This is a genomic window from Candidatus Edwardsbacteria bacterium, assembly GCA_018821925.1.
GTDB lineage: Bacteria > Edwardsbacteria > AC1 > AC1 > EtOH8 > UBA2226.
In genome coordinates, this window is record JAHJLF010000035.1 from 18,704 (window position 1) to 29,524 (window position 10,821).

A 10,821-nucleotide genomic window follows, 5' to 3' on the forward strand; every position below is an offset into this window, starting at 1 on the left:
ATTGATTATTCCTGCCCGGCCAGCCAATCTTTGGCCGCTTCCACATCATCAAAGGGCATTATCTTCCGGCCGGTTATTTTGATTATAGTATTGAAGATCAATCGCTTGATGCCGGACACCCCCACCACCGCGCTGGCTTTGATAAAAGGGGTGTTCTCTTTGGAATAGGTTTTGATGGCATCGGCCCCCGCCGTATCGTAATGGGTGCCACTGACATTAGTTAAAAGAAGAACCGATTTTGGAGCCTGAGTTTTTATCAGCCTGGTGGCATTCTGCATGGTCTCTATACTTTCATTGACATTCCTGATGCCCGATATATCGACTACCAACAGATCCCGGCCGTTATGTTTTATGAACGATATTCTTTCCATCTACCCGAGCTCCTTTCATTTGAAATCAGTGATCAATGAATCCCTTTTTTCTTTCAAGTAATCCTGCATCAGCAGGGAAGACCGGGATAACTGGGGCAGTTGGTTCTCCAAAGAAGCCCGTTTGTTTTTATAGATGATGCCGGTCGGTATTTTATCCCCCCACTCCTGGGCCCTGGCCAAGGCCGCCGGCTTGTTATAGGGATCGTACTCCGGCGGCAGTTTATAAACCTTTTCCTGGTACCACTTGAAGGTGTTGACCTTGTTGAAGGGGATGCAGGGCTGCAGGATGTTGATGAACGAGAAGCCCGGGTTCTTGATGCCCTCGATTGTCAGTTTGGTCAATTGATTTAATGCCCTAGGCCACCGGCAGGGCCCGGCCGTGCAGACCGTTGAACAGGTTGCATTTGATATAATGAGGCAGCTTGGCCGCCTGGCCGATGCCCAAACTGAAGGCCAACTGATGGGGCGGGATATCCAGGTCGGATAGGGCCTGCTTGAGGGCCTTCAGGATGGAGTTATTGAAACAGCCTGGGCACCAGGCTATCTCATCCGGGCTGTTATAGATGTCGGGATTAAGCATATATCACCTGATTATCATCATCTTCTTGGTCCGGGTAAAATCGGGAGTGCTGACCCGATAGAAATAAACGCCACAGGGGATGGGACGACCCTGATGGTCCCTGCCGTCCCAATAAGCTGAATACTGTCCGGCGTTTTTTTCCTGGTTCACCAGCTCGATCACCTTTTGACCGTAAACATTGTATACCGAAATGGTAACCCGGCCCCTGGTCGAACTGGAATAATTGATACGAGTCCCGGCCTTGAAAGGATTGGGATAATTCTGGGATATCAGGGGTTCGTATCTTTTTTCCGGTGGCAGCGGTGATTGCCAGGTCTCCAAGACCCTTAATATATCGTTGCCGTCCGAAAGAAATATGTTCTCTCCGGAAACGGCCGCCGCCCAGACACTGCTCCCGCTGTTATAATAGCCGGTTTGACGTGGCAATGCCGGGTCACTTATATCGACGGCCGCCAACCCAGCGTGGCCATCAGCCACATAGACTGTACTGCCGCTGACGGCCAATCCCCGGGCATAGCCGGCGGTGTTGCAATATCCGGTTTCTCTGGGATTGGAAGGATCGGCTATATTGATGATCCTAAGGCCGCTGTACCCCGAAGCTATATAGGCATAATTCCCGGAGACGGCAATATCGTATGCCGTTCCTGGCAGACTGAGGCTGGCGGTCAGAAGAGGGTTGGCTTTATCCGATACGTTGACGACCAGCATCCCATTGCCGCCGTCGGCAATATAAACAAAGTTATCTTTCAGATCGAAACCGTAGGTATTACCAGGAGTGTTATAGAAACCGATTTCCGCTGGAGAGGTTTTGTCCGTTATGTCTATTATCCTTAAGCCCTCGGATTCGTCGGCTAAATATGCGTGATCCCCTATTACCTTTACCTTATAGGCAAACCCGGGGCTGTCCCAGTTGCTGATCACGATTGGACTTACCGGGTCGCTGACATTTATCAGGGTCAGTCCGCTATCACCGTCAGCCACAAAAACAATACTATCGATAATATCAACCCCGAATGGTGTTCCCGCTGTCCGGCAATAGCTTATCTCCTGTGGGTTCCCAATCTCGGATACATTCAAGATCCTGAGGCCCGAATTTACGTCCGCCACATAGGCCAGGCTGTCCCTGACTAAAAGGCCGTAAATAGAAAGGGGAATATCGTAGGACCCTGTTTCGGTGAGGGATGTCTTCTGGGTGACATCGACTATCTTGATCCCGCCATTGCCGCACATCAGGTAGGCATAATTGCCATAAATAGCTGCCGATTCCATGGAATCGGCCACGGCATAAAAACCCACCCCCCCCATATTTTCCCGATCTGACAGGTCGGCAATCTGCAGGCCCGAATATTTGTCGGTGATAAAACTGTAGCTCCCCGATACTGCCACATCCTTGGTCTTGGTAGAGGTAAAATACTTACCCCAATATAAAATTCTTAAGCCCTCATCACCATTAGAGAGGTAAAGGTTACTTCCATAAAAACTTATAGAATAATTATAATCTCCGGCCGGGCTGCTACCGCCGGGCCATAATTTATATCTGGTCATGTTTGTATCTAAGCTGTCGCTATATGCATCTACATAAATCCTTTGGTAATTATAATTTCCCATGGCCGTGTATAAATACATATAATCTTCCCCACTAAAAGCAATTATATCACAGGCAAATCCGGGCATGACAACCTGGGCCGTATCAATCGGGTCGGCGGGCGATTGGACGGAGATCATGCTGACGCCGGAATCTCCATCGGCCAGAAAGGCATATCTCATACTGTCAACCGCTAAAGCTGTGGTCACATCGCTGGCATACCCCGGGCTGTCCCAGAAGCTTATCTCCAAGGGGTTTGCCGGATCATTTACATCAACCACTCTTAAACCTGCATTGCCGGCGGCGATAAAAGCATAACTGCTCGGGATATGGGCCGAGGAGACAAAGCCCGGAGAATGATACCGCCCCACGGCAACCGGCGCCACCGGGTTACTGATATCGGCGATGCACAGTCCGGAATCCCCGTCGCTGATGTAGGCATAGTTGTTCTTTATCAGCATGTTTTTGGCATAGCCGGGGGTGTTGAATTGGCCGGCTAATACCGGGTTGTATATCTGGGAAACGTCTATCACCCGAAGCCCGCCTATCATGTCAGCTAGATAAGCATGATTATTTATGATACAAAGGTCTACCACATTATACGCCGTTTTGTAATAACCCACCTCTCCGATCTTATTTGGATTGGCGGCATTGATGATCCTCAGCCCGGCAGTGTCTCCGGCCACAAAAACATTATCCCCGGATATCACCGCCCCTTTGACCTTGCTTTGGAACCTGAACCTGGAGGCCGGCACCGGAACGGAAACATTGGAAATATCAAGTATCTTCAGACCGGAGTCCCCGGCCGATACATAGGCATAACTGCCGGAAACAAAGGCGTCATATGCATATCCCGGGATGTTGTAGCTGGCGGTGAGTCCCGGTGAATTGGGGTTGCCGATATCAATCACCCTGATCCCGTTTATTCCCGAGGCCAGGAAAGCGTGATTTGTACCCAAGCCGATGCCGATTGTCTCTCCGGGGAAACTTATCTCCGATGCCAGCACGGGATTGGCCGGATCGGTAACGTTCAGCACAACCAATCCCTGGCTGTCCACCGCCACATAGGCATAGGGCCATTTAATCTCAATATCCCTGGCCCGCCCCTCCGTTTTATAGACCCCCCGGATACGGATACGGAGTGGATCGGTAAGCTCGATTATGCTGATCCCAGAGTGGCCGTTGGCAGTATATGCGTAATTACCATCGACCCATATTTTACTGATATCGTTTGTTACGGCGGTCTCGCCGGTGATGTAGGGATGGGCGGGATCGTCCACATTGAGCAGGCTCAAGCGCCTTCCGCTGCCCATCAGGATATAATTATGACCATTGGCGATGTATTTATTAACTGCCGTGGCAAGTCCGTAAGGCCACACTCCCACCGTCTTCAGGTTGAGGGAATCCTGGGCCAGGCATTCCCTGCCCGACAAGACTGACAGCAGGAATATCGATATGATCAATATTCTTTTCATAACGATTTATAACCATCCCTAATATATTTTGCCGTCTCGGATTTTCTTAACGAATTATTGAAACAGTCGGGGCACCAGGCAACGCCGTCTTCACTTTTGTATATATTAATGTCTAACATATTTCTTTTATAAGGAAACCATGAAGGCAGGAATTATTTTGAAATCACTCTTTTCACATCTAAAATCACCTTACAGAAGTTCAGCAATAATCCATGTTTCAACTTCAATGCTTTCAGATATGATCTGACAATAGCAAAATGTATGTCTTCGATATTCTTTATCGATTTAAGTTCGATTACTATGGTTTTCTCCACCAGGATATCCAATCTATGTTTTCCCACTTCTATCCCGTCATATTCCACAGACACTTCCATTTGCTGATCAACGAACAGGCCAATTTTTCTAAGTTCAATGACCAGCGCATTCTCGTATATCGACTCGATGAAACCCGGTCCCAGTTTTTTGTGAACCGTTATTGCGGCTCCGATTATTGCCTCGGTGAGTTTTTCATGTTCTAATGCCATAATACCACGTATTTGATTTCCCTGTATTCCTGGCTTCCTTATAGGAATCAGTCTAGTGCCTCGTAACTATCAACTATATACTTGGCCGTAATCGGCCGGCCGTCGAATTTTCTTATCGAGCCGGAGGCATTGATCCCCAGTTCTGTCAGCAGGAGTTTTTCCAGTTGCCCGGTGGCGTTCTGCTCCACCACGATTATTTTCGAAAAACCCGGGGCGATGTTGCCGACCCGGCTATTTTTATGGAAAGGTCAATCATATAATTAAAAGTAACTCAACAAAATCAATGTTCTTGCAAAACAGCTTTTTGAAGCAATAAGTTTGGTGCTTGGGGTCTGGGGGCGCAGTGCGGGTATCTGCTGAAAATGATACAATATTGATCTATGCTTCGATGCGTGTGCTGTCTTCACTGAAACAAAGTTCATTACAGGAGCCTTGGATTAATCGTTAAGCCCTGTGCCCCCGGCGGGTCTTTGACCTCTCCCTGCCTGACGGCTTCCCTCCCCGCTGCGGGGAGGGAGTGTGGGTGGGGTCTGCCCGGACAGAAAGGGCAGAGAAAGAAATATACTAAAGATAGGTGTTTTTATCCAATGTTTTTTCTTTCTGTAGGCAAAAGGAATCAGCACCTACAACTCCAGCTCCTCGCCCTCCCGGGTCCCGAACAACTTCACCTGGGTGGTTTCCTGCATCTGCTTTACGATCTCGTCCAACTGATCATCGGTCCGCTCCGGATCGTGATGATAGAACCCCAGCCGCTTGACCCCGGCCTCCTCAGCCAGTTTGATCGCTTCACTGAAGGTGGAATGCCCCCAGCCCCGGGTCTTCTCCATGTCCTCCTCGGTGTACTGGGCGTCGTGAATCAGGATGTCAGCCCCTTGGCAGAAGGCCACGAAATCCTGGTAAGGAGTGACCGGCTTCTCCGCCCGCAGTTCGTTGTCGGTGATGAAGACGAAGGTCTTCTCCCCGTCCTTGATCCGCAGGCCATGGGTGGGCACCGGATGGTTGTTCAGGATGGTGTCGAAATGCACCCCGCCGAAATCGAATCCCTTGGAATCTATTATCTCGAACTTAACTTGGGACTGCACCTCCTGCAGGTCGGCCGGAAAAACATAACCGTCCATCTGGTTGTAGAGCGTCTGGTACAGCCTATCAAAGCTGTCGTTGGCGCTGACGAACATCAGTTTGAACCTGGGCAGATATATGGGAAGGAAGAACGGCAGTCCCTGGACATGATCCCAATGGGCATGGGTGATGAAGATGGGAATGGTGGCCGGATCCTTTTCCTTTAATAATTTGAGCCCCAGCTTCCGGATCCCTGTGCCGCAGTCTATGATCATCCGGTAGCCGCCGGAGGTGATCACCTCGGCGCAGGTGGTGTTGCCGCCGTAGCGGCTGGTTTCAAAACCCGGCGACGGGATAGAGCCCCGCACCCCGTAATAAGTTACTTTCATTTGCCCCTCGTAGCTGTATTAATTATATAACAAACAAAATTTATATCTCCTGGGTAATCCCCGTAGATTCCTTGACACGGCTGTTCGGAGGATCATGTAATTTTTCGATCTTTACTTCTCTAAAATAAAAGGGACGAGGACTACTCATCCTCCTCCCCGCCTTCCTCCTCAAAATCGTCGTCTATTATCTCAAAAATATCCTGCGACGCCCCGCAATCCGGACAGACCCAGTCTAATGGAAGATTGTCAAAATATGTCCCGGCCCTGACGTCTCCGTCGGGATCGCCCGCTTCCGGATCGTAAACGTAACCGCAGACATTGCACTTGAGCTTCATGGTGTCCTCGTTATTGTGTTTTTTATATTAAGGTTTGGTGATCTTGCTCAGCAATTGATCCCGGGCGATCAGTCTGTCAAGGTGCATCAGGTAGACGTCGCGATCGCCTCCGCGGTCCGAGTCGTACAGCATGGTCCGCCCGTCGGGGGTGAAGCCGAAGACGAAATCCTCGGAAATATTGTTGGTCAGCCTAACCGAGCGTTTCTGATCCGGCTGGTAGAGATATATCTCGTCATTGCCGTCGCAGGAAGAAACATAGGCCAGCGTTTTACCATCCGGCAGAACTATGGTCGGTATCCCCGAACGAAATGACGGAATATTGATCTCCGTCGTCCGGCCGTCGCTGATATCAACCGACAGCAGGAAGCTTTGGTTCTTGCTCTCTCTCTGCACTATCAGGCGACCGGAGCAGAGCCCGAAATAGGCCACCTCTCCGGTTTGATCCTCAAAAAGAACCTGGGGTGAATTCTCTTTTTTCGGATTGTCGGGCCCAAGGGCCATTCGCCATACGGCATATCTCCCAGAGCGGTCGGAGACCCAGAAAGCCTCCTGGCCGTCGGGCGAAAAGCAGGGCAGCCAGTCATCGCTTTTGCTGTAGGTAAGCCTGGTTTCATTCTTGGCAGCCAGATCGTAAAGATATATCTCATCGTTGCCTTCGCGGTCGGAGACGAACAGCAATTTGCTACCGTCGGGCGAGAATGAGGGGCCGTAATCAACAGCCTTATTGTTGGTAAGGCGCCGCTGGTCACTGCCATCGCCGGACATTAAATAAAGTTCGGTATTGCCGTCCCGCTTGGACGAGAAAGCTATCCTCTTTCCGTCGGCGGAGATGGCCGGAAAAGCGTCATTGCCTTTGGCCTCGGTCAGCTTGACCGAGGGGTAGGGCTCCAGCCCCAGATACAGGGATATCTTCTGGCGCAGCAAAGTGTCGTCAGCCATCTCCCGGTTTAACTGCGCCAGTATGGAATATTCCTTAATCGCCAAAGCGGCCGAGTCGCACAGGCAATAGGTTCTGGCCAGCAGGTAGTGGGCGGTAGCGTTACGGGGGTTGTTGGACACGGCCTGTTCGAATTGAACCAGGGCCCGGGAGAGATCGCCCATCTCCAGAAACTCCCGGCCTTTATTTACAGACGCGCTGTCTCCGCAGCCTAAAGTAGCGAATATCAAGGTTGATAATATGGCGGCCCTTATGAACCGGATCATTTCCGTTTTTTCTTTACCGTTTTGACAGGGGCCGGCTTTTCCCAGGGGAACAAAGCAAACAATTTTTCATCGTTGGTGTATTCCAGTATCTTGCCCTGCAATATCCGGATGTTGTACCTTTTCAGCAAGGCCCTGCAGGTCTGGCTGTTTCGGCTTAAGCCCGGTTTATAACCGTCAAGCTGTTTCTGCAGGCTGGCCTGCTGTTTGGCTAGGGCGTCTATCTTGGGCTTTTGTTTCTTGGCCAGCAGGCTGTTGTTTCTGATGGATTGCCTGAGATCGGACAACTGCTGTTTTGCGTCAGCCAGCCTGCTGTTGGCATCAACCGCCCTGGCCTCCAGCGTAAGGAAAGCCACCCCGGCATTAAGGCAGGAATCCATGGTCGCATTTATCTCCGGATATTTCTTCAGCTCCTTGGAGGTTTGGTTGTCCTGGAGCATCTTCTGGCTGCGGCCGATAAGCTCGTTATAGCTGGGAATATATTGGGCCTTCTGTTCGGCGGCCGAAACCCCGACCTTGTCCCTGATGGCCCCTATCTCCTGATGCAGGATATAAAAGTTCAGAACATTGGGGGTTATGCCCTGAGAGATATCGGCCTCTTTTTTGCCGCAACCCATGGCAGCCATAACGGCCAGGGTCAGGGCGATACCTGTGCACTTGGTTAACGCTTTTTGTTTCATTTTTCCCTCTTTAGAAATGTCCCTAATCCATTTTATTCATACCGGCGGCAAATGTCAATAAAAATATATTGCCTTTTAATAAACCATATGATATAGTCTTATCTGTTGGTAACATTAGCACGAAATATTTGAAAATGTCAAGTGTGATATATTTTATTTCCGATGTTCACCTGGGTTCGGCCGGGCATTCCGGAAGCGACCAGGAGAAACTGGCAAAGTTAGGCGCCCTTTTCGACCGGATGGCGGGTCCGGACGACAGGCTTTTTATTATGGGCGACCTGTTCGATTTCTGGTTCGAATACCGCACCGTGATCCAGAAGGAACATCTGGAGATCATCGGCCTGCTGAAGAATCTGAGATCCCGGGGGGTGGCGGTCGACCTGCTGGTGGGCAACCACGATTTTTGGATAGGGGATTTTCTGAGCCGGGAACTGGGCATAACGATTCATCGCCAGCCCTTGGTCCTGGAGGCCGGCGGAAAAAAAATGTTCCTGGCCCACGGAGACGGCCTGGGAAAAGGCGATCTGGGATATAAAATGCTGAAGATCGTTCTGAGAAATCCCTTCACCATCTGGCTGTACCGCCTGCTGCATCCCGACCTGGCCATTCCTTTTGCCAAATGGTTCTCGCAGGTCTCCCGCAACCACCTGACCAAGGACAGGCATCTCGACCCCGGCCCGATGATAGAGGTGGCCCGGGGGAAATTCGCCTTGGGCTTCGATTGCGTGTTGCTGGGGCACACTCACCTGCCGCTGCATCATGAAGAGAACGGCAATATTTATATCAACCTGGGGGATTTTATCGCCAGCTTTTCCTATGCGGTATTCCGGGACGGCGTTTTAAGCCTGGAGTATTTAAAATAATCAATATATTTTCCGGAGGTTTTATTATGACCGCCATCACTAAGATCCATGCCCGGGAGATCATGGATTCCCGGGGCAACCCCACGGTCGAGGTGGACTGCCACCTGGAATGCGGGGCTATCGGCCGGGCCGCCGTGCCCTCCGGGGCCTCCACCGGACAGCATGAGGCCCTGGAACTCCGCGACGGCGATGCCAAGAGATATCTGGGCAAGGGCGTGCTCCAGGCGGTGAAGAACGTCAATGAGATCATCGCACCAAAACTTATCGGCTGGGACGCCCTGGAGCAGGTAAAGATTGATCAATCCATGCTGGAGATGGACGGCACCGAGACCAAATCCAAGCTGGGGGCCAACGCCATCCTGGGGGTCTCCCTGGCGGTGGTCCGGGCCGCGGCCATTGCCCTGGATATCCCCCTCTACCGCCATATCGGCGGGGTGGACGCCCGGTTGCTGCCGGTGCCAATGATGAATTTCCTGAATGGCGGCAAGCATGCCGGATGGAATATCGAGATGCAGGAGTTCATGATCGTGCCGTCCGGAGCCAAAAGTTTTGCCCAAGCCGTTCAGATGGCCAGCGAGACCTTTCATACCCTGGCCAAGCTGCTCAAAGAGAAAGGTTATCTGACCACGGTGGGCGACGAGGGCGGCTTTGCCCCGCCATTGAAGACCAACGAGGAAGCCCTGGAGATGCTGACCCAGGCCATCGAGAAGGCGGGATACCGCCCCGGGGAGGATATATTCCTGGCCATGGATCCGGCCTCCACCGAGTTCTATGAAAAGGGATACTACAAAGTGGATGGCAAGAAACTTTCATCCGCCGAGATGGTGGATCTTTACGAAAAATATGTCAATAAATATCCGTTGGTCTCCCTGGAGGACGGCCTGGCCGAGGATGACTGGGAAGGATGGAAACTGCTGACCGACCGGCTGGGCAAAAGGATCCAGCTGGTGGGCGATGACCTGTTCGTCACCAACGTCAAGCGCTTGAAGATGGGCTTTGAAAAGGAAGTGGCCAATTCCATTTTGATCAAGCTGAATCAGATCGGCACGCTGACCGAGACCCTGGACTGCATCCGGCTGGCCAAGCTGAACGGCTACACCACCGTCATTTCGCACCGCTCCGGGGAAACATCGGATTCCACCATCGCCGACGTGGCGGTGGCGGTAAACGGAGGGCAGATCAAGACCGGCTCCATCTCCCGCAGCGACCGCAGCGCCAAGTATAATCAGCTGCTGCGCATCGAGGAGGAGCTGGGGTCGGCCGCCCAGTACCCCGGCAGATCCATATTCAAATGATAAAGCACCATGCCCCGTTCCGGCGCACATAGGAGCAGTTCCACCAAGGCCGTTCTGGCGCTGGTGATATCCTCATTTGTGATCGTGATCCTGATGTTCGGAATGGGGCGCTACGGCTGGATAACCATGCTCCGGGTTGATCGCCAGCAGAAGCGGATAAAAAAGGAGATGCTGGCCAACCTGGCCCACAGCGAGATCCTGTGCCGGGAGATCAAGCGTTTGAAGTCCGACAGCTTTTACTTGGAATCCCAGGCCCGGGAGAAGCTGGGGATGACCCGGCCCGGAGAGACATCGTACCGCTTTTACCCGGCCGACTCGCTGAAGAAAAGACCTTGACTTTGGGCCGGATCTTTGGTATCATTGCACAGTTGATTTTAATAAACGTCGCGGGGTGGAGCAGCCTGGTAGCTCGTTGGGCCCATAACCCAAAGGTCGGAGGTTCGAATCCTTCCCTTGCCACATACC

General features: G+C 51.7%; 13 protein-coding genes and 1 tRNA gene. 4 read left to right on the forward strand and 10 right to left on the reverse strand.

Annotated features, from left to right (window positions below; all coding sequences use genetic code 11):
• Positions 1-5: 5 nt before the first annotated feature.
• The 10 genes from KJ869_03345 to KJ869_03390 form a co-directional block, all read right to left on the reverse strand.
• A complete protein-coding gene (locus tag KJ869_03345; GenBank protein ID MBU1576226.1) occupies positions 6-371 on the reverse strand; it encodes a hypothetical protein in 366 nt (121 codons plus the stop codon).
• Between the two features lie 15 nt (positions 372-386).
• Positions 387-713, reverse strand: a complete 327-nt coding sequence (locus tag KJ869_03350; protein MBU1576227.1) for a hypothetical protein — start codon at positions 711-713, stop codon at positions 387-389.
• Positions 714-726: 13 nt separating this feature from the next.
• Complete coding sequence (locus KJ869_03355; protein MBU1576228.1) at positions 727-951, reverse strand: hypothetical protein; 225 nt, start codon at positions 949-951, stop codon at positions 727-729.
• A 3-nt stretch (positions 952-954) separates the two neighbouring features.
• Entirely contained in the window at positions 955-4,011 is a 3,057-nt protein-coding gene (locus KJ869_03360; protein MBU1576229.1) for a T9SS type A sorting domain-containing protein, read from the reverse strand.
• A gap of 152 nt (positions 4,012-4,163) precedes the next feature.
• The gene (locus tag KJ869_03365; protein MBU1576230.1) at positions 4,164-4,535 is read right to left on the reverse strand and encodes a GxxExxY protein; all 372 of its coding nucleotides are present in this window, start codon (positions 4,533-4,535) and stop codon (positions 4,164-4,166) included.
• 47 nt (positions 4,536-4,582) lie between these two features.
• Positions 4,583-4,726: a hypothetical protein gene (locus KJ869_03370; GenBank protein MBU1576231.1), complete on the reverse strand. Its 144-nt coding sequence runs from the start codon at positions 4,724-4,726 to the stop codon at positions 4,583-4,585.
• Between the two features lie 432 nt (positions 4,727-5,158).
• Positions 5,159-5,983 carry an MBL fold metallo-hydrolase gene (locus tag KJ869_03375; protein ID MBU1576232.1) on the reverse strand — a complete coding sequence of 275 codons (825 nt, stop codon included), beginning with the start codon at positions 5,981-5,983 and terminating at the stop codon, positions 5,159-5,161.
• A 140-nt stretch (positions 5,984-6,123) separates the two neighbouring features.
• The gene (locus KJ869_03380) at positions 6,124-6,318 is read right to left on the reverse strand and encodes a rubredoxin (protein ID MBU1576233.1); all 195 of its coding nucleotides are present in this window, start codon (positions 6,316-6,318) and stop codon (positions 6,124-6,126) included.
• 27 nt (positions 6,319-6,345) lie between these two features.
• A complete protein-coding gene (locus KJ869_03385) occupies positions 6,346-7,521 on the reverse strand; it encodes a hypothetical protein (protein MBU1576234.1) in 1,176 nt (391 codons plus the stop codon).
• Positions 7,518-8,198, reverse strand: coding sequence for a hypothetical protein (locus KJ869_03390; GenBank protein MBU1576235.1), 681 nt, complete (start codon positions 8,196-8,198; stop codon positions 7,518-7,520). The genes KJ869_03385 and KJ869_03390 overlap by 4 nt, the downstream gene beginning before the upstream one ends.
• A gap of 134 nt (positions 8,199-8,332) precedes the next feature.
• Here KJ869_03390 and KJ869_03395 point away from each other — a divergent pair, with 134 nt between their 5' ends.
• The 4 genes from KJ869_03395 to KJ869_03410 all read left to right on the forward strand — a co-directional run bounded on the left by KJ869_03395 (position 8,333) and on the right by KJ869_03410 (position 10,815).
• Positions 8,333-9,061, forward strand: coding sequence for a UDP-2,3-diacylglucosamine diphosphatase (locus KJ869_03395; GenBank protein MBU1576236.1), 729 nt, complete (start codon positions 8,333-8,335; stop codon positions 9,059-9,061).
• A gap of 26 nt (positions 9,062-9,087) precedes the next feature.
• Entirely contained in the window at positions 9,088-10,356 is a 1,269-nt protein-coding gene (gene eno / locus KJ869_03400; GenBank protein ID MBU1576237.1) for a phosphopyruvate hydratase, read from the forward strand.
• Positions 10,357-10,365: 9 nt separating this feature from the next.
• Positions 10,366-10,692, forward strand: coding sequence for a septum formation initiator family protein (locus tag KJ869_03405; GenBank protein MBU1576238.1), 327 nt, complete (start codon positions 10,366-10,368; stop codon positions 10,690-10,692).
• A 49-nt stretch (positions 10,693-10,741) separates the two neighbouring features.
• Positions 10,742-10,815, forward strand: a tRNA-Met gene (locus KJ869_03410).
• The last annotated feature ends 6 nt before the right edge of the window (positions 10,816-10,821 follow it).

Bases quoted from the DNA above. Each gene is read 5' to 3' on its own strand.
- KJ869_03345 (MBU1576226.1), bottom strand. From the start codon at position 371: ATGGAAAGAATATCGTTCATAAAACATAACGGCCGGGATCTGTTGGTA.
- KJ869_03355 (MBU1576228.1), bottom strand. From the start codon at position 951: ATGCTTAATCCCGACATCTATAACAGCCCGGATGAGATAGCCTGGTGC.
- KJ869_03360 (MBU1576229.1), bottom strand. From the start codon at position 4,011: ATGAAAAGAATATTGATCATATCGATATTCCTGCTGTCAGTCTTGTCG.
- KJ869_03365 (MBU1576230.1), bottom strand. From the start codon at position 4,535: ATGGCATTAGAACATGAAAAACTCACCGAGGCAATAATCGGAGCCGCA.
- KJ869_03375 (MBU1576232.1), bottom strand. From the start codon at position 5,983: ATGAAAGTAACTTATTACGGGGTGCGGGGCTCTATCCCGTCGCCGGGT.
- KJ869_03380 (MBU1576233.1), bottom strand. From the start codon at position 6,318: ATGAAGCTCAAGTGCAATGTCTGCGGTTACGTTTACGATCCGGAAGCG.
- KJ869_03385 (MBU1576234.1), bottom strand. From the start codon at position 7,521: ATGATCCGGTTCATAAGGGCCGCCATATTATCAACCTTGATATTCGCT.
- KJ869_03390 (MBU1576235.1), bottom strand. From the start codon at position 8,198: ATGAAACAAAAAGCGTTAACCAAGTGCACAGGTATCGCCCTGACCCTG.
- KJ869_03395 (MBU1576236.1), top strand. From the start codon at position 8,333: ATGTCAAGTGTGATATATTTTATTTCCGATGTTCACCTGGGTTCGGCC.
- eno (MBU1576237.1), top strand. From the start codon at position 9,088: ATGACCGCCATCACTAAGATCCATGCCCGGGAGATCATGGATTCCCGG.
- KJ869_03405 (MBU1576238.1), top strand. From the start codon at position 10,366: ATGCCCCGTTCCGGCGCACATAGGAGCAGTTCCACCAAGGCCGTTCTG.